Origin of the sequence: Parvibaculum sp. (assembly GCF_030694575.1) — a bacterium.
Taxonomy (GTDB): domain Bacteria; phylum Pseudomonadota; class Alphaproteobacteria; order Parvibaculales; family Parvibaculaceae; genus Parvibaculum.
In genome coordinates this window covers 31,400-55,374 of the sequence record NZ_JAUYUS010000009.1, presented here as the reverse complement: position 1 = coordinate 55,374, position 23,975 = coordinate 31,400, and the positions used below count along the sequence as shown (strand labels likewise).

Annotated in this window: 22 protein-coding genes and 1 tRNA gene; 8 read left to right on the top strand and 15 right to left on the bottom strand. The window is 62.8% G+C overall.

Features of this window, described 5'->3' with window-relative positions; translation table 11 throughout:
- Positions 1 to 465 precede the first annotated feature (465 nt).
- Positions 466 to 1,422 (bottom strand): N-formylglutamate amidohydrolase, encoded by a 957-nt coding sequence (locus tag Q8S60_RS01685; protein ID WP_305278375.1) that lies wholly within the window; start codon positions 1,420 to 1,422, stop codon positions 466 to 468.
- Between the two features lie 298 nt (positions 1,423 to 1,720).
- On the opposite strand from Q8S60_RS01685, the gene cpdR reads away from it, so the two are divergent.
- The 4 genes from cpdR to Q8S60_RS01665 all read left to right on the top strand — a co-directional run bounded on the left by cpdR (position 1,721) and on the right by Q8S60_RS01665 (position 6,686).
- Entirely contained in the window at positions 1,721 to 2,083 is a 363-nt protein-coding gene (cpdR, locus tag Q8S60_RS01680; protein ID WP_305278374.1) for a cell cycle two-component system response regulator CpdR, read from the top strand.
- Between the two features lie 121 nt (positions 2,084 to 2,204).
- Positions 2,205 to 2,279 (top strand) — tRNA-Val (locus Q8S60_RS01675).
- Between the two features lie 192 nt (positions 2,280 to 2,471).
- On the top strand, positions 2,472 to 3,587 hold the full coding sequence (locus Q8S60_RS01670) for an efflux RND transporter periplasmic adaptor subunit (RefSeq protein WP_305278373.1): 1,116 nt from the start codon (positions 2,472 to 2,474) through the stop codon (positions 3,585 to 3,587).
- A 24-nt stretch (positions 3,588 to 3,611) separates the two neighbouring features.
- Positions 3,612 to 6,686, top strand: a complete 3,075-nt coding sequence (locus Q8S60_RS01665; protein ID WP_305278372.1) for an efflux RND transporter permease subunit — start codon at positions 3,612 to 3,614, stop codon at positions 6,684 to 6,686.
- 15 nt (positions 6,687 to 6,701) lie between these two features.
- Here the strand turns inward: Q8S60_RS01665 and Q8S60_RS01660 are convergent, their stop codons facing one another.
- The 7 genes from Q8S60_RS01660 to Q8S60_RS01630 all read right to left on the bottom strand — a co-directional run bounded on the left by Q8S60_RS01660 (position 6,702) and on the right by Q8S60_RS01630 (position 12,779).
- Positions 6,702 to 7,859: a hypothetical protein gene (locus tag Q8S60_RS01660; RefSeq protein WP_305278371.1), complete on the bottom strand. Its 1,158-nt coding sequence runs from the start codon at positions 7,857 to 7,859 to the stop codon at positions 6,702 to 6,704.
- Positions 7,860 to 8,003: 144 nt separating this feature from the next.
- Entirely contained in the window at positions 8,004 to 8,804 is an 801-nt protein-coding gene (locus Q8S60_RS01655; protein ID WP_305278369.1) for an outer membrane lipoprotein-sorting protein, read from the bottom strand.
- A 139-nt stretch (positions 8,805 to 8,943) separates the two neighbouring features.
- A complete protein-coding gene (locus tag Q8S60_RS01650) occupies positions 8,944 to 9,789 on the bottom strand; it encodes a TauD/TfdA family dioxygenase (RefSeq protein ID WP_305278368.1) in 846 nt (281 codons plus the stop codon).
- A gap of 19 nt (positions 9,790 to 9,808) precedes the next feature.
- Positions 9,809 to 10,417, bottom strand: coding sequence for a glutathione S-transferase family protein (locus Q8S60_RS01645; RefSeq protein ID WP_305278367.1), 609 nt, complete (start codon positions 10,415 to 10,417; stop codon positions 9,809 to 9,811).
- Between the two features lie 97 nt (positions 10,418 to 10,514).
- A complete protein-coding gene (locus Q8S60_RS01640; RefSeq protein ID WP_305278366.1) occupies positions 10,515 to 11,201 on the bottom strand; it encodes a VOC family protein in 687 nt (228 codons plus the stop codon).
- Between the two features lie 17 nt (positions 11,202 to 11,218).
- Complete coding sequence (locus Q8S60_RS01635; protein WP_305278365.1) at positions 11,219 to 12,361, bottom strand: thiolase; 1,143 nt, start codon at positions 12,359 to 12,361, stop codon at positions 11,219 to 11,221.
- 4 nt (positions 12,362 to 12,365) lie between these two features.
- On the bottom strand, positions 12,366 to 12,779 hold the full coding sequence (locus tag Q8S60_RS01630) for a Zn-ribbon domain-containing OB-fold protein (protein WP_305278364.1): 414 nt from the start codon (positions 12,777 to 12,779) through the stop codon (positions 12,366 to 12,368).
- A gap of 158 nt (positions 12,780 to 12,937) precedes the next feature.
- Between Q8S60_RS01630 and Q8S60_RS01625 the strand changes: the two genes are divergently transcribed.
- The gene (locus tag Q8S60_RS01625; RefSeq protein WP_305278363.1) at positions 12,938 to 13,297 is read left to right on the top strand and encodes a hypothetical protein; all 360 of its coding nucleotides are present in this window, start codon (positions 12,938 to 12,940) and stop codon (positions 13,295 to 13,297) included.
- Positions 13,298 to 13,300: 3 nt separating this feature from the next.
- Here the strand turns inward: Q8S60_RS01625 and Q8S60_RS01620 are convergent, their stop codons facing one another.
- Entirely contained in the window at positions 13,301 to 13,972 is a 672-nt protein-coding gene (locus tag Q8S60_RS01620; RefSeq protein WP_305278362.1) for a nitroreductase, read from the bottom strand.
- A gap of 122 nt (positions 13,973 to 14,094) precedes the next feature.
- Between Q8S60_RS01620 and Q8S60_RS01615 the strand changes: the two genes are divergently transcribed.
- Positions 14,095 to 15,177, top strand: coding sequence for a glutathione S-transferase N-terminal domain-containing protein (locus Q8S60_RS01615; protein WP_305278361.1), 1,083 nt, complete (start codon positions 14,095 to 14,097; stop codon positions 15,175 to 15,177).
- 5 nt (positions 15,178 to 15,182) lie between these two features.
- Entirely contained in the window at positions 15,183 to 16,958 is a 1,776-nt protein-coding gene (locus tag Q8S60_RS01610; protein ID WP_305668276.1) for a sulfatase-like hydrolase/transferase, read from the top strand.
- Here Q8S60_RS01610 and Q8S60_RS01605 read toward each other — a convergent pair.
- Positions 16,955 to 18,190, bottom strand: coding sequence for an acyl-CoA dehydrogenase family protein (locus tag Q8S60_RS01605; RefSeq protein WP_305278358.1), 1,236 nt, complete (start codon positions 18,188 to 18,190; stop codon positions 16,955 to 16,957). The two genes, Q8S60_RS01610 and Q8S60_RS01605, sit on opposite strands and share 4 nt — an antisense overlap.
- 207 nt (positions 18,191 to 18,397) lie before the next feature.
- On the opposite strand from Q8S60_RS01605, the gene Q8S60_RS01600 reads away from it, so the two are divergent.
- Positions 18,398 to 19,744 (top strand): MFS transporter, encoded by a 1,347-nt coding sequence (locus tag Q8S60_RS01600; protein WP_305278357.1) that lies wholly within the window; start codon positions 18,398 to 18,400, stop codon positions 19,742 to 19,744.
- Here the strand turns inward: Q8S60_RS01600 and Q8S60_RS01595 are convergent.
- Genes Q8S60_RS01595 through Q8S60_RS01575 form a run of 5 tightly spaced genes read right to left on the bottom strand, consistent with a single transcriptional unit; the run spans position 19,741 to position 23,753 of the window.
- Entirely contained in the window at positions 19,741 to 20,535 is a 795-nt protein-coding gene (locus Q8S60_RS01595) for a CPBP family intramembrane glutamic endopeptidase (protein WP_305278356.1), read from the bottom strand. The genes Q8S60_RS01600 and Q8S60_RS01595 overlap by 4 nt on opposite strands.
- 44 nt (positions 20,536 to 20,579) lie before the next feature.
- Entirely contained in the window at positions 20,580 to 20,789 is a 210-nt protein-coding gene (locus Q8S60_RS01590; protein WP_305278355.1) for a hypothetical protein, read from the bottom strand.
- Positions 20,786 to 21,781 carry an alpha/beta fold hydrolase gene (locus Q8S60_RS01585; RefSeq protein ID WP_305278354.1) on the bottom strand — a complete coding sequence of 332 codons (996 nt, stop codon included), beginning with the start codon at positions 21,779 to 21,781 and terminating at the stop codon, positions 20,786 to 20,788. The genes Q8S60_RS01590 and Q8S60_RS01585 overlap by 4 nt, the downstream gene beginning before the upstream one ends.
- Before the next feature lie 29 nt (positions 21,782 to 21,810).
- Positions 21,811 to 22,287 carry a response regulator gene (locus Q8S60_RS01580; RefSeq protein WP_305278353.1) on the bottom strand — a complete coding sequence of 159 codons (477 nt, stop codon included), beginning with the start codon at positions 22,285 to 22,287 and terminating at the stop codon, positions 21,811 to 21,813.
- The gene (locus Q8S60_RS01575; RefSeq protein ID WP_305278351.1) at positions 22,284 to 23,753 is read right to left on the bottom strand and encodes a sensor histidine kinase; all 1,470 of its coding nucleotides are present in this window, start codon (positions 23,751 to 23,753) and stop codon (positions 22,284 to 22,286) included. The genes Q8S60_RS01580 and Q8S60_RS01575 overlap by 4 nt, the downstream gene beginning before the upstream one ends.
- Positions 23,754 to 23,975 lie beyond the last annotated feature (222 nt).

The window sequence follows — 23,975 nt, the reverse complement described above, 5'->3', positions numbered from 1 at the left end:
AGCGAAATTTCGCGCTTGCGATTTCGGAGGGCGTATACCGGCGGCCATTGATCCCATCCCGCTTCCCGCGCGTCCGGAGACCCCTGCGCGGCTTGTTTCGGGCTTCATCATGGCCGGTAGGCGTTAAGAAACCTTTTTGGCGGAAACGGCGGTCGCGGGGAAGGCGCTGATCACGGTTTGTTGCGCTGCACATTTTGGCAAATCGGGGGGACGCGAGACCAAAAAAGTCGCGTGATGCCAATTAGTTGGGCAGTGATTGTTTTTGCTGCACTGCCCTCATTTCTCTCTTGATTTGTGTGCAGCGCAATGTCATCTTGTGCATCGCGGCATTGGTTGAGACTTTCTCCTGATGCCGTAGCCCTTCCTGGGCGTTTCCTCCCTAAACTTGGGCCCTGGTTCGCCAGGGCCCCTTTTTTTGTCTCAAGCCCAAAATCTGGCTGAAAGTCCAGGGTCTTGTCGGTCCGCTCAGAAGGCGGCGCCGCGCACGCCGCCGCCAAGGGCGGACCAGTCATAGCCAGCGAGCTCGGCCGCGAAGGCGGTCATATCATCCCGCACCTGCACAAAACGGTCTGTTCGCTCCAGCCGCGCCTCATCCATGTAGAGCGCGCGGTTGATCTCGATCTGCAGCGCGTGGAGCCCGCGTGCCGGCCGGCCGTAATGTTCGGTATTGAAGCCGCCGGCATAGGGGTTGTTGCGGGCGACGCTGTAGCCAAGGCGTTTCAGCGCGCGTTCGGCCTCCGCCGTCAGGGAACCGCCGCAGGACGTGCCGTAGCGGTCGCCCAGCACGATGTCGGGCCGGTCGAAGCCGTTATCGTCGTCGGCGGGGCCCCCCACAGAAGGCATGGAATGGCAATCGATCAGCACCGCATGGCCGAAGGCCGCCAGCGTTTCCTCAAGGAGTTCCCGCAGTGTCTCGTGGAACGGCATGTAGAGATGCCGGATGCGCTGCTCCGCTTCGGCATAGGCGAGGGGGGCGCGGTAGATTTCAGCCGAGTCGGCCACCACCCGTGCGATCGTGCCGAGGCCTCCTGCGACGCGGAGCGAGCGTGTATTGACGTGCGGCGGCAGGGGTTCGGCAAACATGGTGGGATCGAGTTCGTAGGGCTCCCGGTTGGCGTCCAGATAGGCGCGGGGGAACCGGGCCTGCAGGAGCGGTGCTCCGAGCGGCACGACGCCACCGAAAATCTCCTCGACAAAGCAGTCTTCCGAGCGGCGCAGCGTCACCGGATCGAGATTGGAACCCGCCACGAAAGCGTCGGGGTAGTTCCGGCCGCTATGGGGCGAACTGAAGACGAAGGGGATGAGTTGCCGCTGCGGCCGCTCTACCAGTATCGGCCGTTCGAACAGATCGGCTTCGTCCGCCTCGAAGGACGCCGCCCCGGCATTCGAATCGTCCGCTGCTGTTTCGGAGGCAAGGTCCATCTGGGAGGGTCGCCGAACTGCCTGTGTCGAGATGACGGCGCTCGAAGTGCGCTTTGGGGAAGCATAGCATGGCTTCTTCCCCGGGGGCGACCGAGGGCTGAAAAAGGGCAGGTTCCCGCTATATGCCTTCCCTACGGACCTCCCCCTGCAATTTAAAGAGAAACAGCGGCCGGCGCGGCCCCTGGTTCATATCCTGTTTACCCGTCGCGCCCTAAGCTGGCGTTACGAATCGAGCCTTCCCTCAGGGGAGCGCCGTTCGGACTGGTGGGGCACACTAAAGATCGACTGGGCTGGGCCAATGGCACGAATTCTCCTTGCCGAAGATGATGAATCCATGCGCCGTTTTCTGTCCAAGGCGCTTGAAAATGCCGGCCATGAGGTCGTCTCTTTCGGCAAGGGCGACGAAGCGCATGGCTGCCTGAAACAGGACATCTTCGACATCCTGCTGACCGATATCGTTATGCCCGAAATGGACGGCATCGAACTGGCGCGTCTGGCGGCAGAGCTCGATCCAACCCTCAAGATCATGTTCATCACCGGTTTTGCCGCCGTTGCGCTCAATCCGGAGGTGGCGGCGCCGCGGGATGCAAAGGTTCTTTCCAAGCCTTTCCACCTGCGCGATCTGGTGGCCGAGGTGGACCGGCTGATGGCGGCCGCCTGAGGGGCGTTTTGCGGCGCCGTTTCCGGCTTGTCTTTGCGGTTTATCCTAGATATACGAACGGCCTTCGGCACTTCATCCGTGCCGGCGGGGCACGACCGCGCCCCGCCTTCCGAATGGCAATGGGCGTGTAGCTCAGCGGGAGAGCACTTCGTTGACATCGAAGGGGTCACAGGTTCAATCCCTGTCACGCCCACCATTGCCATTCCGACAGCCCCCGCGGCGTCGGCCAAATTGTGCGGATATGCTGGCAAATTGCCATTTTCCTGCCGGTGTAAATGACCTATTTCAGGTAGCTTGCGGTATCGCCTCGAAGCGGCGCCGCCCCAGCCGCAGATAGATACAATGGGCTGCCGCCGTGAGGTGAGTTAAAGCCCAGAGAGCGACATCCATGCAGTCCTTGAGAGAGCTTCCTCCGCGTACACTGATAATTGGCGCGATAGCTGGCGTTGCCGTGCTTGGCTTTGTCTATCTCGTCTATGCGCGACTCGCCGGGCAGCAGGGGCACGGCAGCTTCCCGCCGCCCGTGGTCGAGGTTGTCGATGCGACGATGGAGCCCGTTACTGTAAAAGTGGCGGCTCTCGGCACGCTGCAGGCGGATCAGGCGATCACGATCACGCCGGAAATCACAGGCATAGTCACGAGCATCGATTTCACCGACGGTCAGCGGATGGAAGCGGGCGACCTGGTCATCACGATCGACGACAAGGACCTGACGGCGCGCCTGATGCAGGCGGAGGCACGTCTCACGCTTACCCGCGCCAATTATCAGCGCGCCGAACAACTGGTGAAGCAGGGCTCGGGCACCGCGCGCGCGCGCGACGAGGCGCTGAACGATTTCAAATCGGCGGAAGCCGAGGTTGCGGCCGCGAAGTCTGCACTCGACAAGGCAACGATCACGGCGCCCTTTCCCGGGATCATTGGATTGCGGCAGGTCAGCCTCGGACAGTATCTGACGGCAGGGCAGCCCATCGCGACGCTCGCGGATGTGGACAATCTTCGGATCGACTTCAGCGTGTCGGAGGTATTCCTCACCCAGATCCGCAAGGGTCAGGAGGTGCATGTGGTGTTCGATGCGAATCCGGGCAAGGCCTACAAAGGGGTCATCAGCGCTGTCGATCCGGTCGTGAGTACCGAGGGCCGCGCCCTCAGCGCGCGCGCATTGTTGGCGAACGAGGACGGAACGCTGCGCCCCGGTCTTTTCGGCCGGGTGGAGATCGTGACCGAGACGCGAACATCGATCGTCCTGCCGGAGGCGGCCATCGTGACGTCGCCGACGGGCGCGAAAGCGGTGTTCGTCGTCGTGGAAGGCCACGCCAAAATGAAGGAAATCGGAACCGGCGAGCGCCTGCCGGGCAAGGTCGAGATCGTATCCGGCCTGGAAGCGGGCGAGACGGTCATCGTTGCCGGTCAGCTCAAGGTGCGGGACGGCGCACCCGTCGAGCCGGTGCCGTCGCCGCAGGCGGGGGACGCCGGTGCTGCTGAAGCCGCTGCCGGGGGCGAATAGAGAGCGAAGGGGAAAGCGGGCGCCATGAATATTTCAGAGCTTTTCATTCGCCGCCCGGTCTTCGCGACCGTGGTCAGTCTGATCCTGATGCTTCTCGGGCTGGTCTCTTACGACCGGCTCTCGGTGCGCGAGTATCCGGCGATCGACGAACCCGTCGTTACGGTTACGACTGTCTATCGCGGGGCGAGCGCCTCCGTCGTCGAACGGGAGGTGACGCAGCCGCTTGAAGATTCGATGGCCGGTATCGAGGGTATCGAGGTTCTCTCTTCCGCGAGCCGCCCGGAAGAGAGCCAGGTGACGGCACGGTTCACGCTCGAGACGGACCCCGACGTGGCGGCGAGCGACGTGCGTGACCGCGTGGGACGCGCGCGCGGACTGCTGCCGGACGATGTCGATGAGCCGATCATCGCGAAGGTGGAAGCCGACGCGCAGCCGATCATGTATATCGCTTTCAAGAGCGACCGCATGTCGGCGCTGGAAATCACCGATTATCTCGATCGTATCGTGACGGACCGGCTGCAGAACCAGCCCGGTGTTGCACAGGTGAGCATTTTCGGCGGCCGCGAATATTCCATGCGGATATGGATCGACCGCCTGCGTCTTGCCGCCTACAACCTTACGGTGCAGGACGTCGAGAATGCGATCCGCGCCCAGAATGCGGAAATTCCATCGGGACGCATCGAAAGCCTCGACCGCGAGTTCACGGTGCTGGCGAAAACGGCCCTGCAGACGCCGGAAGAGTTCGAGAACATCATCGTCAAGCAGGCTGGCGGGTTTCAGGTTCGGCTGGCGCAGGTTGCGCGCGTCGAGGTGGCCGCTGCCAACATAAGGCGATCCGCGACCTACAACGGAGAGACCTCGATTTCGCTCGGTGTCGTGAAGCAGGCAACGGCGAACCCGCTGGAAGTGGCGGCAGGCGTGCGCCGGGCGCTTGAAGATCTGGCGCCGACGCTGCCGGTCGGCATGTCCTCCGCGGTCGGCTACGACACGTCGATCTTCATCGCGGAATCCATTTCATCGGTTTACGAGACGATCGGCGAGGCGATCGTACTGGTCGTGCTCGTTATCTTCGTGTTCCTGCGGACGCTGCGGGCCTCCTTCATTCCGGTCGTCACGATCCCGATTTCGCTGATTACCAGCTTCGCGATCATGCTGATGCTTGGTTTCAGCATCAACACGCTGACGCTGCTGGCGATGGTGCTTGCCATCGGCCTCGTGGTCGACGACGCCATCGTGATGCTGGAAAACATATACCGGCATATCGAAGAGGGGATGACGCCGTTCGATGCCGCCATCGCGGGCTCGAAGGAAATCACTTTCGCGGTCATCGCGATGACGCTGACACTTGCGGCGGTCTACGCGCCTGTCGGTTTCGCCGAAGGCAGGACGGGCAAGCTCTTCCTCGAATTCGCGCTTACCCTTGCAGGCACCGTCGTCGTTTCCGGTTTCGTCGCTCTGACGCTGACGCCGATGCTCTGTTCCAAGCTGCTCCGGCATGAGGTGAACGAGGGCAGAATTCAGCGCTGGCTGAGCACTCAGCTCGACAAGATCGATGCAGGCTACAAGCGGATGCTCGGGCGTGCGCTCGCCATGAACCGCGTCATTGTCGGCATTGCTGCCGCCGTTGCCCTTTCCTGTGTCGGGCTCTTCTTTCTGCTGCAGCAGGAGCTGGCGCCTGTCGAGGATCGCGGTACGCTGCTCGTCGTCGGGCAGGCACCGCAGGGAGCGACGCTCGAATTCTCCGCGCGCTATGCGAAGCAGATCGAAAGTATCTATATCGATATTCCGGAAGTCGCGGGCTATCTCGTCGTCTCTGGCTTTCCGCAAATCACCGACCTCGTGTCGTTCTCGCGTCTGGTGCATTGGAGCGAACGCTCGCGCACGCAACAGGAAATCGTCAACGAGATCCAGCCGAAGCTTGCGCGCATCCCCGGCATTCTCGCCTTCGGGGTCAACCCGCCGTCACTCGGCCAGAGCGGCCGTTCGCAGCCTGTCGAATATGTGATTCAGGCGTCGGGTACTTATGAAGAACTCGATCACTATGTCGAACTGATGATGAACGAGGTCCGGAATAATCCGGGCTTCGTCAATCCGGATTCGAACCTGAAGCTGCAAAAGCCCCAGCTCGATATTCAGGTCAACAGGAGCAAGGTGGTCGATGCGGGCATCGACGTTTCGACCGTCGGCCGGACGCTCGAAACGCTGCTCGGCGGCCGTCAGATCACCCGCTACGAACAAGGCGGCCAGCAGTACGATGTGATCGTGCAGGTGGGAGATGAGGAGCGGCGCACGCCCGGCGATATCAGCAATATTTATGTGCGTGGCGGGGGCGGCGAGATGGTGCAGCTTTCCAATCTTCTGACCGTGAACGAAAGCGTTGCACCCAATTCGCTCAACCGTTTCAACCAGCTTCGTGCCGCCACGATTTCGGCCAATCTGGCGCCGGGCTATTCCATGGGGCAGGCGCTGAATTTTCTCGACGATGCCGCGGCGCGGCTTCTCCCGTCCAATGCGCAGACCGATGTGGACGGCCAGCTTCGCGAATTCGTGAAATCCTCCGGCGCCATCGCCGTTACGTTCGTTCTGGCGCTGCTCTTCATCTATCTGGTGCTGGCGGCGCAGTTCGAAAGCTTTGTCGATCCGTTGATCATTCTGGTCAGCGTGCCGCTGTCGCTTGCCGGCGCCCTGCTGCTGCTGTTCCTCACCAACACCACGCTCAATATCTACAGTCAGGTCGGTCTCATCACGCTGGTCGGGCTCATCAGCAAGCACGGCATTCTCATCGTGGAATTCTCGAACCAGCTGCGGGCGAAAGGTCATTCGGTTTACGAGGCTGTCGTGGAAGCGGCGGGGCTTCGGCTTCGGCCCATTCTGATGACGACGGGCGCGATGGTGCTGGGCGCTCTCCCGCTGGCTCTAGCGAGCGGGGCCGGCGCGGAAAGCCGCCGTTCCATCGGTCTCGTGATTGTTGGCGGCATCAGCTTCGGCACCTTGCTGACGCTCTTCGTGGTGCCGACGGTCTATCTTCTGATCGCCGGCGCGCGGGAGCGGCGGGTCGCGGCCAAGGCTGCCCGCGTGTCGCATGCGCCGGCCGAGTGACGTCGGAGGCCTGGATCAGAAGAAGCGGGCGATGCCGATCTGCACGTAGTCGTCGTCGGCTACGCTGTAGACCGGATCGCGTGGCGGCACGTGACTGAAAGCATAGGCTTCGATGGAGAGGCGATAATCCTCCGCGATGCGGCGTTCGCCGCGAAAGCGGAATCCGAGGGCTCCCGTTTCCGTATCGACGGCGATGCCGCCAAGCATGCTTGTCGAGGCGGTGTCATTCGCACCCCAGCGCAGGGCGAAGAATGCATCGTTCTGATAGGGATTTCGCTGGTTCATGCCGCGGCTGTCGTAGCTGTACTCGACTACGGTACCCAGGTCTCCTTCGCTGCCGAAGGCGCCGTAGAACGTGTATTCGATGCCACCGGTCGCGGCAGCATAGTTGTCGCCAAGTTCGCGACGCCCGAAGCCTTCGAGCTTGTAGAGCCATGCGCCGACCGTCGCCTGAAGGTCGAGCGAGGCCTGTTTCATTTGCGGGTAGAACGGCGCCAGCACGAGATTGCCGCCGCCGTTTAGCGCGGGCTGCAAAATCGGATCGCGCGCCGTTCCCTGGAAGTAACCGAGCCCCAGGTCGATTGCACCGAGCGTATTGCTGTAGCGGCCGGCAAAATCCGTGTGCCGGTCCCCGGCGCTGCTTTCGTATGTTGCGAGGTGGGTGTCGACGGGGATATCCGTCGCCGGCCGGCCGCTCCTTCCCGGGAAGGTTCGTTCGCGGAAATAGGGAAGCAGGAACGCATCGAACGTGCCGAAGTCCTGCACGGTCCGGATGCGCAGCATCGGCTGTCCGAGCTTCACTTCCTGTTTGATGGGATCTTCAAGAAGGTCCGTCTGGTTCACCACATCGACGAGATGCACCGCTTCGGTGACGCCCCAGAAGACCTTGTCGATGCCGAGGCGGAATTCCCACTTGCCGGCATAGAGCGCGTAGCGCGCCTCGCGAATGTCCCAATGGCTGCGGCGGCTATCGCGCTGATCGAGACGCGCGAAGGGTGTGAAGACGAAGGACTGGTCGTCATTGTCCCAGAGATATTTGGCGGTGGCCTCACCTGAAATGGAGAGCGTCGTATCGCGCTGATCCCGGCTCGAGGGGCTTTCCGAAAAGACGCGCAGTTCCGGTTCGATCGAACCGCGCAACTCGAAATCGCCGGCGCGGACCGCGCCGGGCACGGTCAGGACCGACGAAATGAAAAGAAACAGAGCTCTGCGCCCCGCTATTGAACTCGCGCCCGCCACCGCACCAAACCCTGCAACGCAACCGAAGCAACTATTCTACGTAACCTGTCTTAACCTTCCGCGAACGCGCGGCCGCCCTCAGCGCGCTCTTTCGAGGCTCGCCGTCGAGAAGTCACTCTCCGTTAACCCTGTTTTGAATTCGTAGCTCTCCCAGACGAGTTTCGTCTTCTTGCCCGTTTCGTGGTTTGCCATTTCGAGGTCGAGCGGACGCCAGATACCGTGGAGATAGCTTTTGTATTCGCCGAAATCGAGCGTCTTGAGCAGGCTTCCCTTCCGGTCGTAGTAGTCCGTCTTGCGCAAAAGGTAGTCGGTGGTGTCGATCCACACGGTCTGGCGCGTGTAGCCCGAGCCTTCATAGGTCGGCACGCGATCGACGACATGACAGGTCAGCGTTCCGCAGGGTTCATCGCGCAGCCACCGGTAAGTGAACTTGCCGACCTCCTGCGCCGCAAGATCCTCGAAGGCGAACTCGCTGCCGACGAAAGGTCCGGACTTGTTGGCCGACGAAATGCGCTTCACGCGCTTCACGGCGGGCAGGTAGAGCCACTGGTCGTCGGGCGCCGTCACATGGGCATAGGTCAGCAGCGCCGTGCCCTCGATGTCGCGCGGCTTGTCGAAGATCATCAGGCTCCAGTCGCCTTCGTTTGCCGTCGTCACCTCCAGCATCATCAGGCGCAGCTCGCGCTCGCTCGTGTCGCCCGCCGCATTGGTGAGGACCATCTTCAGCTTCGCTTTCGCGTCGCCCCAGCCCTTGTCGCGGGCATCCATTTCCTCGGCGATGGCGAGCCCGCGCGCGGCCGCGTCGCTCTCCGGCGGCAGGGTTGCCTCGGCCATCGCTGATGGGCTTCGCATCAGCACCAGCGCGGCCAAAACAAGCATGAACTTTTGTATGAGTTTCGACGATCCGGTCACGTTTTCCCCCCCGTCCGTTCCGATTCATGGGGATGATGCCCGCACGGGTCGGCGGTTCCAAGGGAAAATCTTGCTTTCAACCCGGCTTCTGCAAGGACGCCCGGGGCTAGAAAGGCCGGTCGCCGTTTACGGTTACGCGTTCCATGTGTCGGCGATGACCGTGATAGTCGTTCAGGGCGAAGTGCTGCGCGGCCCGGTTGTCCCAGAAGGCGAGGGCGTTCGCCGTCCAGCGGAAGCGGCAGGTGAAGGGCTCCTGTGTGCAATGCTCGAACAGGAAGTTCAGAAGCGGCCGGCTCTCGCGCTTCGTCCAGCCGGCGAATTTCTCGGTAAAGGCCGGGTTCACGTAGAGCGCCTTTCGGCCGGTTTCGGGATGCGTGCGCACCACGGGATGCTCATAGGACGGCGTGTCGTCGCCTGCCCTTGTCACGTCCATGGATTTCCGCGCCTGCGCGGAGGCGCCGCGCTCGCTGTATTCTCCCTTCGCCGTATGCACGGCCTTCAGGCCTTCGAGCGTCGCCTTCATGCCGTCCGACAATGTCTCATAGGCGAGATACTGGTTCGCCCACAATGTGTCTCCGCCATAGGGCGGCACTTCCTTCGCATAGAGGATCGAGCCGAGCGCGGGCTCTTCCAGAAACGACATGTCGGAATGCCAACCGCCACCGAAATTAATACGATCCTCCGGCTCTTTCACGATCCGCATGATTTCCGGGTGGCCCTCCATTCCCTTCACATAGGGATGGATGTTGAGCGTGCCGAAGCGCCGGCCGAAAGCCTTGTGCTGTTCATGGCTGAGGTGCTGGTCGCGAAAGAAGATCACGACATGATCGAGAAAAGCCTGATGGATATCGTCGAAAGTCTCGTTGGAAAGATCCTTCGACAGATCCACGCCCTCGATTTCGGCGCCGAGCGCGCCGGAAATCGGTTTCACCTGGATTGTCTTGTATCCCATAAGACGTTCCTTCCTTCGGTCAGGCGGTCGCCTTCTGAAAGGCCGGGCGTTCGCTCAGGCGCCCGAAATAGGCGCTGACATTCGGGTGAGCCGGAGTCAGCAGCCCGAACAGCTTGCAGAGAAGCAGCGCGTAGCCGAGCATGATGTCGGCGGCGGAAAACTCGGACCCGCATACATAGTTCTTGCCGGTCAGTTCCTTCTCCAGCACGTCCAGCATCTTCTTTGCATTCTGCTGTCCCTCCTGCGCGACCTGCGGAATGCGGTCGGCTTCGGGGCGGATAAATGCGTGTTGCGCGATGTTGCCGAGCGGACCCATGAAGGTGGCTTCGGCGAAATGGAACCAGTGCAGGAACTTCGCGTGTTCGGGTGTGCCGTGCTTCGGTTCCAGCCGGCCCTTGCCGTATTTGGCGAGGAGGTATTGCGTGATCGCGCCGGACTCGTTCAGGATCAGTCCGTCTTCGTCCACGGCGGGTACCTTGCCGAGCGGATGGATCGCGAGATAGGCCTCCGATTGCAGATCCGCCGGCGCGAAGTTGAGCGTCTGCAGTTCATAGGGAATGCCCAATTCCTCGCAAAGCCAGACGATGCGGACGGAGCGCGTGTTTTTCGCGTGGTAAATCTTGAGCATGATATCTCCCTGGCGGCGTCTCTTCGGACGCCTTTGTCTTCGCTGCGGCCAGTCTAGCGGAACGTCCGCCCGCCCGTGAAGAGCCGTACCCGAGAAATCATTCCAGTGCGCCGACCAGGGAGGCGCGCTGGGACATCTCGATCCAGTTGCCGTCGGGGTCGCGGACGAAGGAGATGCGCGCCACCTTGCCCAGCGTTCGCGGCGCGCGGCCTTCCGTGCCGCCGCGTGCGAGGATGGCGGCATGTTCCTCGTCCACGTTTCTTATCTGAATGGTGATATAGCGAAAGCCGGGGCCTTCGAAGACCGCATCGCCGCTTGCGTCCGGCGTCTCGTCGAACAGGATCACGCTGTCGCCGCATATGAAGCTGTCGCCACCCCGTTCCGGCACGTCGGGCAAACCGAGCGCCACCGCGTAGAAGCGGCGATGCGCGACGGCATCGCGGACGCCGAGGCGAATGCCGATCCGTTCGATGCCGTGGGCGCCGGGTGGCACCAGTGTCACGAGATTGCCGTCGGGGTCGGTCAGCCGTTTGGGCCCGAGCAATCCTTCGCGCGCGATCAGCAATTCCCGGTAGCCGGAAGGCGATGCGTCGGGCAGCGCGTTGCGCGCGTGGTTGATTTTCAGCACTGACCCCAGAAGGTCGTGGCGATGCTGCTGCAGGCCGCCGCCAAGCGGCAGAAGATGGTCGAAGGGCAGACCGACTTCGTTCTGCCAGAAGTCGAGCATCGGCTCGAGATTGGTGGTGAAGAGGCCGACATCGATGCGCGGTTTCGCGAGGTCCATGCCGGCCTCTCCTTTGTTCAGGGTGCTTCGTTCGAGAAGACGATGGTGCCCGATGCCGCGAACATGCCGCCGACGCCATGCGCGATGGAGATCTTCGCACCCGGCACTTGTGCCGGCGCGATGCCCCGCATCTGGCGCACGCTCTCCTGCAAGGCATACATGCCGTACATGCCTGAATGCATGTAGGAGAGACCGCCGCCATTGGTGTTGAGCGGCAGCTTGCCGCCGGGCCTCGTATTGCCTTCGCGGATGAAGGCCGCACCTTCGCCTCGCTCGCAGAAGCCCAGGTCTTCGAGCCCGTAGATCGGCAGATGGGCGAAGGCATCGTAGATCATCAGATGATCGACATCGCTGTGTTTGATGCCCGCTTCATCGAATGCCTTCTTGCCGGAAACGCGGAAGGCCTTCGATGTCGTGAAGTCTTCCATCTGGCTGATCATCGGTGTTTCGCAGCTTTCGCCCGTACCGAGAATGTAGACGGGCTTTTGCGGAAAATCCTTCGCGCGATCGGCGCTTGTCAGAATCAGCGCGCCGCCGCCATCCGTTACCAGGCAGCACATCAGCAGCCGGAACGGCCAGGCGATCATCTTCGAGTTCAGCACATCCTCGACCGTGATCGGGTCGCGGAAGGAAGCGCGCGGGTTCATGGCCGCCCATTCGCGTTGCACCACGGCAACATGAGCCACGTCTTCTTCCGTCACGCCATATTGCTTCATGTAACGAAGGGCCGGAATAGTGAACATGGTCGGCGGATTGGTGATGCCGTAGGGCACTTCGAACTGACCCTGCTGGCTCGCCGGGTCGCGGCTGAAGCGGCGCGCGCCCACGCGCGAGCGGCCGCTCTCCGCATGCGTGATGAGCACCGTGTTGCACAGGCCTTCGTTGATCGCGGCCGCCGCATGGCGGACATGCAGCATGAAGGAACAGCCGCCCACGCTGGTGCCGTCCACCCATGTCGGCGTGATGCCGAGGTAATGCGCGATTTCGACCGGGCTGTCGCCCGCCGTCGCCACGCCGTCGATATCCTTTGCGGTCAGCCCTGCATCCCGCATCGCGTTCAATGCCGCATCTGCATGCAACATCAATTGCGACATGTCCGGAATCTTGCCCATCTCCGTCGTTTCGGCGGCGCCGACGACGGCTACTGATTTCTGCTTCATGGCCTCAACCCTTCGCCGGTTTGAATTTCGGCAGGCTGATTTCCTCGCTTGCCTTCTCGAAGGTGACTTCGAGCGCCATGTCGAGTTGCAGCGCTTCCGGCGTTTGCGGGCAGTCCACGATGTTGGTCATCATGCGCGGGCCTTCGGCGAGTTCGACCACCGCGATCGAATGCGGCTCCGTGCCGAAATCGGGTCTCGGGCGATGGTTGATGACGTAGCTGTAAAGTGTCGCCTTGCCGCTCGCCTTGTAGATTTCCACATCGCGCGAGCCGCAGGCGGGGCAGAAGGGACGTGGCGGAAAATAGCTCTGCTTGCAGGCCGTGCAGCGCTGCAGTTTCAGTTCGCCTTGCCTGCAGCCTTCCCAGAAATGTCTGGTTTCGGGCGTGGGCAAGGGCAGCGGGCGATTATATTCCGCCATCGGTGTCTCCCTGTTTCTCATTGCCTTTGTTCTGTTGGCGGGGAGGATAGCCGGGCGGCGGGCTTTGGCAAGTTGGCGGAATTCCGCGATTCTGCCTCGTTGATTTCAGGCCTCCGCGCCCTTATGTTTCAAAATGAAACATCGTGCGGGAAGCGTTTATGACCCTGCGTCTTTTCATTCTGGCGGGCCTTGTGGCGGCGGGTTTTTCAGTTCCGGCGCTCGCCGGCGAGTTGCGCTCGGTCGATCCCTGGGCGCCGGATGAGCTGGCAGGCGCCGAGCCCCATGCGGACAATATCCGCTGGATCGACCCTTGGGCGGGCGATGAGGCACCGAGAGATGCCGCCGATTTGACCGGCTCTATCGATACGGCGGGCTTCACGGGCGGCGTCGGTGCGACGAGGACGGTGGTCTTCGTGTCCAACGGCTTCTATTTCAATCCGTCGCTCCCCGCCGGTCAGGCCGCCATGACGGGCGACCGCGCGCGGCCCGTGCATCCTCTCGGCCGCCCGCGCTTCTGAGCCTCATTCGAAGCCATGAAATGTCGCGAAGCTGGCCACGGGCTCGCGTTCGGCGACGAGTGTATTCACCGGTGAGGTCTCGTCCGCATAGCCGAGCGACATACCGCAGACGATGTATTCGTCGTCCGGCACATTCAGCACGCGCCGCGTCACCGTCCAGAAATTGTTCCACGCGCCTTGCGAGCAGGTGTCCAGCCCGCGCGATTTCGCCGCCAGCATGATCGACTGCATGAAAATCCCGATATCGAGGAAGCTCATCGCATCGAGGTCCTTGTCGATCGTGAAGATCAGGCCGACAGGCGCGTCGAAGAACTGATAGTTGCGGCCCCATTGGCGCCAGTTCGCGGCCTGATCGCCCTTGGGGATGCCTAGCAGCCCGTACATCTCCTTGCCGAGCGTGCGCATGCGCGTGGTGTAGGGTTCCTTGCGCTTCGAGGTGCGTGGAAATTCGGCGGCGGCATCGGCGGGCTTCGTGTCGCGATGCGCGAGAACTTCGGCTTCCAGCCGCCTGCGGACCTCGCCCGTCACGACATGCACCTTCCATGGCTGGATATTCGTGCCCGACGGCGAGTGCCGTGCAAGTTCGAGAATTTCGTTCACCAACGAGAGCGGTACGGGATCGGGTTTGAACGCGCGAACGGATTTCCGCGCCTTGAGCGCTTCGTCGAGGTCCATGGAAAGGTCTCCGGCAAGATGATTTCTTTGCCGGGAGTGGTAGCACACGGGCTTGCCGGTTGCGACGGGACTGTTATATTGACATTATAAATGTCATAATAATCCGGCCGCAGAAAGCCCTTATGCCCGAACAGCCGATCATCGTGCATGGCCTCAGCCTTTCCTATTTCACGGGCAAGATGGAAGCCTATCTGCGCGCCAAGGGCATTCCCTATCGTTTCGCGGAAATGGACATGGCGTCTTTCCGCCGCACGGCGCGGGCGACCGGCATCGCCCAGATGCCGCAACTTGAAATGCCCGATGGCACCTGGCTCACCGATACGACGCGGATCATCCGGCATTTCGAAAGCATGGGAGCGGAGCCCGCCTTGTCGCCGCGCGACCCCGCCACGCATTTCATCAGTCTTCTGCTCGAGGACTATGGCGATGAGTGGCTGTGGCGGCCGGCGCTCTACTACCGCTGGCATTTTCCCGACGACATGACGCTGATGAGCGCCGCCATTGCCCGCACCATGATGCGCGACCTGAAGCTGCCGTTCTGGCTCAGGCGGAGATTGATCCTGCGGCGCCAGCGTCGCGTCTATCTCTCGCAGGATGGCGTGACCAAGGAAACGGCACCGCAGATCGAAGCGCTTTATCTCGAAACGCTCGATGCGCTTGAGGCTGTTTTCGTGCTGCGCCCCTTTCTCATGGGCCAGCGTCCGGTGGAAGCGGATTTCGGTTTCTTCGGATCCATGTTCCGCCACTTTGCAAGCGATCCGACGCCCGCCGCCATCATGCGCACCCGCGCGCCGCATGTGCTTGCCTGGGTGGCGCGGATGTGGGCGCTGACGCCGGTGGATTTCGCGGGCGCGCCTTTGCCCGCTGCCGTTCCCGCCGATCTGGCGCCCATCCTCAGGGAAGCATGCGCCGCCTACCTTCCTTATCTGGCGGCGAACGATGAAGCATTGAAGCGCGGCGACCGTCATGTCTCCTATGCGGTTGAGGGGGTGGGTTGGCGAGTGCCGGTCAGTCCCTACCGTGCCCATTGTCTCGCAGCACTACGCGATGCATATGCCGCACTCGGCCCCGAAGCCCGTTCGCGGGTTGACGCGGCGCTGGGGGGACCACAGGAGATTCTGAATGCGCCGGCCGTATATACGGCGTCGATGCCGGCGGCGCCGGCGAAACCGGTCGACCGGCAATGGCGGGCCGCAAGAGGATGAGAAGCATGGGGATGAACATCTTTAATAGCTCGAAGCTGGCGGCGGTCCTGCTGCCGTTCATCGTTCTCTCCGCCCAGGCGCAGGAAGTGCGGCCCAACATTGTGCTGATCCTTGCGGACGATGTCGGCTTCAGCGATTTTGGCGCTTACGGCAGCGAGATCGCGACGCCGAATATCGATGCGCTGGCGGCATCCGGCACGTTGTTCTCGAACTTTCACGCCTCGCCCATCTGTGCGCCGTCGCGCGCCATGCTGATGACCGGCGTCGACAGTCATCTCGCGGGGATCGGCAACCTGCCCGAATCCGCGCCGCTCGAGCATCGCGGAAAGCCCGGCTATCTCGGCCGCCTCTCGGACGACGTCGTCACGGTTGCGAGCCTGCTCCAGCAAGCGGGATACGACACCTACATGACCGGCAAGTGGCATCTCGGCCATGACGAGAAGTCGCTGCCTTCCGCGCGCGGCTTCGACCGCTCCTTCGTGCTCGATGCATCCGGTGCCGACAATTGGGAAAAGAAGACCTATCTGCCGATCTACGACGATGCCGACTGGTTCGAGGACGGCAAGCCCACGGGCCTGCCGGACGATTTCTATTCCTCGAAATTCTTCGTCGACAAGACCATCGACTATATCGAGAGCGGCAAGAAGGACGGCAATCCCTTCTTCTCCTATATCGCCTTTCAGGCGGTTCATATTCCGGTGCAGGCGCCTCGCGAGTTCATCGAGAAGTATGACGGCGTCTATGCCGATGGCTGGGACGCGCTTCGAGAGTCGCGCTTCCGCGCCGCAATCGAGCGCGGGCTGATCGCCGCCGATGCCGAGCTCGGGCCCATGCCGCGCGGCCTCGTCGAATGGGAAGGCCTTACCGAGAAGGAAAAGCAGTTCCGTGCCAAGAGCATGGCCGTCAATGCCGCCATGCTCGAAGCGATGGATTTCCATATAGGTCGCCTTGTCGCCTATCTGAAGGAAACGGGCCAGTTCGAAAACACCGTCTTCATCGTGATGTCGGATAACGGTCCGGAGCCGGGCGATCCCACCGCCACTTTCGGTTTCAATCAGTGGCTCTGGTCGGTCGGCTACAGCCGCGACATCGAAACCTTGGGCGAGAAAGGTTCCTACGCCTTCATCGGCCCGGAATTCGCGAGCGCGGCCGCCTCGCCCGGTGCCTTCTTCAAGCTTCATGCGGGCGAGGGCGGTCTTCGCGTGCCGCTCATCCTGTCGGGCGCCCATGTCACGCGCGAGGGCACGACAGGTGCTTTCAGCTTCATCAAGGACATCGCACCTACCATTCTCGATATGGCGGGCGCCGCCCAGGCGGGCGGTTCCGCGCAGCCGATGACGGGCCGCTCCCTTCTGCCGCTCATTCGCGGCGAGGCGGACAGGGTCTATGCCGAGACGGATTCCGTCGGCATCGAGGCGGCGGGAAATGCGGCGCTCTTCCGCGGCGACTACAAGCTCGTCCGCAACATGCCGCCGCTCGGCGACGCCAAATGGTATCTCTACGATCTCGCGCGCGATCCCGGCGAGACGAACGACCTGTCCGCCGCGCAGCCCGAGCTCTTCGCCACGATGATGGCGGAATATGAAGCTTATGCCGCCCGCGTCGGCGTACTGGAAGTGCCGGAAGGCTACGACCAGATGGCGCAGCTCACCACCAATCGCATCCACGATCAGTTGAGGGAGAAGTGGCCGGCTCTCGTGGCTCTCGTTCTTGTGCTCGGCGGTCTCGTCTGGGCGGGCTTCGCGTTCGGCCCGCGCCTCTGGCGCCGCCTCCGTTCCTAGAGCCCCAGCACGGCCTTCGCCATGATGTTGCGCTGGATTTCGTTGGTGCCCGCATAGATCGAGCCTGCGCGGTCGTTGAGATACTTCGCCGTTACCGGCCAGGAATAATCGGGACCGACAGGCGTTTCGTTCGGCGTGACGGCCGGCGCGCCGGGCACGGGGCCTCCGGGTGCCGTCGCATGCGGCTGGAAGGGTAGGGCGTAGTAGGCCACGGCTTCCAACGCCAGTTCCGTCACGCGCTGGCTGATCTCCGTGCCGCGCGTTTTCAGCAGCGAGCTTTCGGCGCCCGGAGCCTCGCCATGGCTGAGCGCCGACATGATGCGGTGTTCGGTATATTCGAGGCTCGTGATCTCGACCGAGGTTTCGGCGAGCTTGGCGGCGAAGTTCGCATCGTCGATCAGGCGCCCGCCGCCATTGCCGCCTTCCTGCCGGGCCATCCGGGCGATGCGGTCGAGCCGCGTGTGCAGTCCCGGCGCATAGGCATGGCCGCCGCGTTCGAACTGCATCAGGTATTTCGCCACCGTCCAGCCGTCGCCCACCTTGCCCACGACATTCCGTTTCGGCACGCGCACATCGGTGAAGAATATCTGGTTCTGGATGTGCTCGCCCGACAGCATCACCAGCGGTTCGACCTTCACGCCCGGCGTCGCCATGTCGATCAGGATGAAGGTGATGCCGCGCTGGGGAATATCCTCTTTCGAGGTGCGCACCAGATTGAAAATCCGGTTCGCGTAATTCGCATGCGTCGTCCAGATTTTCTGGCCGTTGCAGACGAAGTCGTCGCCGTCCGGTACGGCGCTCATCTGCAGGCTGGCGAGATCGGAGCCGGAGCCCGGTTCGGAATAGCCCTGGCACCAGAAGTCTTCGCCGGAAAGAATGCGCGGCAGGTAAAAGGCTTTCTGCTCCGGCGTGCCATAGCCGATCAGCACCGGCCCGCACATGCCGAGACCCATGGGCGAGAGCGAGGGCGCCCCGGCGGCGGCAAGTTCGCTCGAGAAAATGTAATGCTGGATCACCGACCAGTCGCAGCCGCCATATTCAACGGGCCAGGCGGGCGCGACCCAGCCTTGCTCGTAAAGCGCCTTGTGCCAGGCCATGGTCGTGTCGTAGTCGGCATAGACGCTGGTCATGCGCTTTCCCGTCGCGCGCAGCTCCGGCGTCAGTTTCTCATCGAGAAAGCTTCGTACCTCGTCGCGAAAGGCCCCATCGGCCGCGCTGAACCCCAGTTCCATGGCTTCCTCCCGGTATTTCTCGAATGCTTTTGCGGGAGAGTAGGCGTCGCCCCGGCAAGCCCTGTCAAATCTGCGGGATTTCCCGGGCTTTTCGCTAGGTCACCGAGGCGGCGGATTTTGCTGCCGGGCTGGAAAGGTTCTCTCGTTTGACGTAAAGGAAGGGCGGTCCCCGCAAGAGGGACGTTTGTCGGGGAGGCGCTCCACCAGATGTCGGCAGAGGAAGAAACCACAACGGCCGCAGCCGCCGCGCCGGCCGGGACAACGCCGCCTCTGCACGATCCTCATCGGCAGACCACGCCGCAGGAGCGCAAGCGCGCCTTCTTCATTCTCTTCGTCTGCCTGCTCTCGGTCGGCATGGGCCAAACCCTCGTCTTCGCCGTCCTGCCGCCCATCGCCGCCGATCTCGGCATGTCCGAGTTCGAAACGACGATGATCTTTTCGCTCTCGGCCGCGCTCTGGGTGCTCACCAGCACGTTCTGGGGCCGTCGCAGCGACGTCATGGGCCGCAAGCCCGTCATCCTGATCGGCGTCTTCGGCTTCGCCTTCTCGACGTCGCTTGTCGGCTTCGTGCTGCTGGCGGGTTATCAGCACTGGATTTCGATGGTGCTGATGTTTCCGCTGGTCATGGGGGCGCGCGCGATCTTCGGCATTTTCGGTTCGGGCTCCATGCCGGCCTCGCAGGCCTATGTCGCCGACCGCACCACGCGCGCAGAGCGGGCCGGCAGCATCGCGCAGATCGGCGCCGCTTTCGGCCTCGGCACGGTCGTCGGGCCCGGCGTCGCCGCCGCCTTCGCGGAAATCCACATTCTCGCGCCGTTCTTTGCGGTCGGCGCGCTCGCCTTCGTCAGCGGCATCGCCATCTGGATTTTGCTGCCGGAGCGCACGCGGCCGAAAAAGATGCTTTCCGAGAAGCAGGAAAAGCAGGCGGCGCTCAAATGGACCGCGCCCAACGTCATGCCCTGGCTCGTCATCGGTGTCATTCTCAGCCTCAGCCAGTCGATCATGATGCAGCTCTTCGCCTTCTACCTGATGGCGGAGCTTTCCATGAAAGGCTCGGAGGCAACGCAGCTCGTCAGCGTCGGCATGATGGCGATGGCGATGGCGACGCTCGTGGCGCAACTCGGCCTCATCCAGCGGTTCGATCTGTCGGTGCCGTTCCTGCTGCGCTGGGGTGCCGCCACCATGATCGTCTCGTTCGCGATGCTGGTGTTTGGCGGTTCCTACGGCGTACTCGTCTCGGCGCTGGCGCTGGCCGGTCTCGGTTTCGGCTTCCTGCGCTCGGGCCTTTCCGCCGGTGCGTCGCTCTCCGTTTCACTGAAGGATCAGGGTGCGGTCGCCGGGCTCATCGGCTCCACGGCGGCGACCGGTCACATCCTCAATCCGGCGATCGGCATTCCGCTCTTCTACGTCCTGCATTCGGCGCCCTTCATTCTCGGTATCGCGCTGATGGTGATGATTCTCGCCTTCGCGATCTTCCATCCGGTGCTGAAGAACCTTCGCAGCAACGATATGGGTCTGATCGACGAGGAAGAGGAAGAGATCGGGCTCCACTAGGCGGCGGGATGACGGGTTCGCGTCAGCGAGGGCCCGTAGAAGACGACGATGGCGGCAACCGCGGCCCCGATGATCCAGATGAACCAGGCCGGGTCGTAGTGCGAGCCGTAATTCGGGAACAGGAAGAAGGCGACATTGCTCATCGTGTGAAAGAGTGCCGCGATGAAGACGCTCCTTCGGCCGTTGACATAAAACCATACGGTGACGACCCGCAGCAGCATCGTGACCCCGCAATGCCATGCAATCCATGCCGCGCCGTGCCCGGTCTGGAAATAGGGAATGAGGTGCCAGATCGTCCAGATGGCGCCGACAATGAGCGCGATCGTCAATGCGTTCCAGCGTTCGCGCATGCGGTCGAAGGCGAAGCCCTGCCAGCCGAGCTCCTCGCCGAGCGCGGCGGCGAAGAACATCACCAGAAAGACGGGGAGGACGACGAGCGGCAAATGCGGCTCGGGAAGCGGTGCGCCCCCGACATTCATCGCGAGCCAGGTGAGGAAAAGCGTGGCAGGCATGAAAAGCGCTGCGGCGGCAATCCAGCCCGGGTGTGGAATGCGACGAAAATCGAAGGACCTTCGGAGGAATTCCCGCGCGGCGCCGGCGCCGTCTTGCCGCCAGATCAGATAGAGAGCGGCGGCGGCCGGCGTGAAGGCCATCAGCGAGCTTGCCGGCAGCGCGATCGGGATCAGGTCGGAAAGATAGCCGGCAAAATGGCCTGCCACCCAGAACGGGACCGACAGGGCGAAGACCAGCGCGAAGAAAACGAGAAGAGAACGGGCGCGCGATCTGTCCATCGGCTTGTTCCTTTAAGGCAGCCGGAGGGCGGCGCCTCTTCCGTTCAATAGAAGCGGTTTCCCGTATGGCCGCCCATCAGCGTCACCAGATGCACCAGCATCACGACGGCGACGATGATACAGAGGAAGATCAGCGTCGTCGTGGGCAACAGTCGCACACGGCCGAATTCCGTCGGCCGTTTCTCAAGCCAGACCAGCACGCCCGCCGCCGCGGCGCTCATCGCCAGAACGGCCAGCGTGAGCGGGAGTGTCACTCCAAAGCGCCTTCCGCCTGCCATTGCGCCATTGTCGCGCCCACGGCGGTGGCGAAAGCCTGCGGCTGATCGAGCATGATGTGGTGCTGCGCGCCCGGCACGGTGAAGGCCGGTTTCTCGGGCGCGATGCGGCGCAGGAAGTCGAGCTTCTCCGGTTCATAGTCCTTGCTGTCGAGGCCGAACATGGTCGCGCCCCGGCAGGCGAGGTTCGTATAGATGTCGGCATGATCGTCGCCCATGCGCAGGCCGTTGAAGATCGAGTGGTCGAACTTCCAGGTCCAGCCGCTTTCCTCGAAGGTCCGCTTGCCGCGCGTTTCGCCCGCCGTCACTTGCCGCAGGCTCAAAGGGCCGATGTAATCGAGAATGAAGCCGTTGGCGCAGGGCTGCAGCGGCGCAAGGCGGAAGCGCGACTTCGCCTCCTCGAAACTCTTGTAGATTTTCGTCGGCCGCCGCTCCGGACCGTTCAGGAACCACTCATGAGCGTCGTTTGCCGGGCGCACGGTGAAGTCGCAGAGAATGAGGCCGCCCAGCTTTTCGCCGTAGCGGTGCGCGGCGATCAGCGACACGAAGCCGCCGAACGAATGACCGACGACGACCGGCTTCGGACCGAGGCCCGCCGACAGCGCCACTTCGCCGATCTCGCGCGCGAATGTTTCGCGCGTGTAGTCGATCCGCCAGTCGCTGTCGCCCATGCCGCCGAGGTCCATCGAGGCGACGTTGTAATGTTCGCCGAGCAGCGGCGCGATGAAGTGAAACCAGTGCGCATGCGCGCCGTTCCCGTGCACGAACAGGATGCCCGGGCGGCTGGGATCGCCATTGCCCCAGCGCAGGTAATGAATGCCGGTGCCGTCGACCGTCAGGCGCCGGCTCTCGCATGGCGCAGCCAAGGCGTTCCGGAACCATTGCGGCCGGTGCAGGATAATGTCTTCTTCGGGCAGCGTGGCGACGGCAGGCTCCGTCATCCAGTCGCCTGTCTCTGTCGTAATACTCATGCGGTTCGCTTTACAGAAAATCGTTTCGCTCAGGAGAGCGGCAAAAGGGCGCGCAGTAGAGCGCGGGGGGTAGTGGGCTTGCCGATGCGCGGGATCGCCGCGACCTGGCCGCGGAAGAGGTTGCCGTCGTCCGCATGGGCAGTTGCGAAGACGACGCGGATGCCGCGCCGCTGAAGGTCGAGCGCGAGATCGAAAGAATATAGCCCGTCGAGATCGACATCGAGCACCGCCATGTCGGGCGTGCCGTCGCTCATCAGTTCGGCGGCTTCCTCGAGCGTGCGGGCCGGTCCGACGATTTCCGCGCCCGCCGATTCCAGCGTCTGGGCGATTTCGAGGCCGACGAAGAACTCGTCCTCCACCACCAGCACCGTCTTGCCGGCAAGCGGCAGTCCGCCGCGCGGGCTCTCGCCGCCGCCGGTCGTGTCGCCGGAACTGCCATCGATGCCGCTCAGCCACCAGAGGACCTTCATGGTGAATGTGCGATGGCTTGTTTTCTCGACGATCATAGCTCGGCGCCTTCCTCGGAAACCGTCTCCGGTTGCCTGACTTGCAGTTTTGGCAGGGTGATGAACACGGATGTTCCGCCCGCCTCGTTCCTGTGCTTTTTGATCTCGCCGGCATACTGCCGCGAGAGATTCTCGATAATCATCGTGCCGAGGCCGCCCTGGCCCGGCCGTCCTTCGGACGCTTCCCCCATCCCGATGCCGTCATCGACGACGGCGAGTACCGGCACACCGTCCGGTCCCAGCGTGAATGAAGCGGTGATTTCACCGCTGCTCCGGCCATGGAAGGCGTGCTTGATGGCGTTTGATACTAGCTCACCCAGCACCACCGCAAGTGTTGTGGCGTCGCGCGAGGCCACAATCAGCGGATCGAAAGTGCTTCTTATGGTGATCGTCCCGTTTTCCAGCGTCGAATCGGCGAGATCGGAAACCACGGCTTCCAGCAATTCGTCGGCGCGCGTCGATTGAAGATCGGCGCCGAGGCGGAGCCTCCGCTGTGCCGTGCTGATCGTCTGGATGCGGCCGCGCGCTGTTTCGAGCGCCGAGCGCGCTTCTCCGTCCTCGACCTTCGTCTGCTGCATCCGCAGCAGCGACGACACCATGGCGAGATTGTTGCCGACGCGGTGCGTCACGTCGCGCAGCAGCAGTTCCACACGGCCGCGCTCGTATTCCGCGCGCTCGGCTTCCGCTTCCGCGAGGGCACGTGCCTTTTCGGCTTCGCGGGTCCGCTCCGCCACGCGTTTTTCCAGTTCCTCGTTGAGACGGGCGAGCTGGTCGCGCCGTTCCTTCATGGTCAGGAACTGGCGCCGCGCAAGCTGTATCGACAGCATGGCGAGGATGAACGAGGCGCTGAGTGCGCCGATAAGCGAGACGAAGAGCCAGGTATGCGAGCGTTTCGCTTTTTCCGCACGCGCGGCGAGAAGCGCGTTCTCCTCGGAGATGGCCTCGCTCGCCAGCCGGCGGGCCTCGTCCATCAGCGCCTTGCCGCGGTCGTTGCCGACGATGCGGATCGCGCCCTCGAAGTCCCCTTCGCGGGCCATCGCGATCGTGCCGTCGAGAATGGCGATGCGCTGCCTTACCGTGTCGTGGAGCGCCTCGACGCGCTTGTGCTGGCGGGGATTGTCGGCGACGCGCCCCTCAAGCGATGTCAGCGTTTGCTCGATTTCGAATCGGGCCTGGTTGTAGGGCTCCAGATACTTCGTCTCGCGCGTCAGCAGATAGCCGCGCTGGCCGGTTTCGGTGCCTTGCAGCAGATTGAGGACGGAGAGAAGCTCAGAGCGCACCTCGATCGTGCGGGCAACGGCGTCGGTATTTGTCCGCGCCCGGTCGGCCAGCATCAGGGCCGCCACGGCGGCGCCGAACAGCAGCAGGAACGAGACCGCCATCAGCGCGGCGTTCGTCCGGCGCATGTCTTCGGTGCCGGCGCGGTCGATGCCGAAAATACGCGTCGTCAGACCCAGCCCGGTCATCTCCGATTAGCCCCCGCCACTGCGACAAGGAAATGCAGATTTTGACATAGGATATTCCGCCCTTTTTGGAAAGATACCAAACTTCGCGGGGCGGGCCTCCGCGATGAGCTGAAAGGCCCGGATTATAGGGTTTTGGCGGTTGACAGTGAGGGACCGCCCGCTTAGGTTCCGCGCCAACTTAAGGGCGTTCCGGCATCGGGCCGGAGGCGGGGTGCGGTGTTT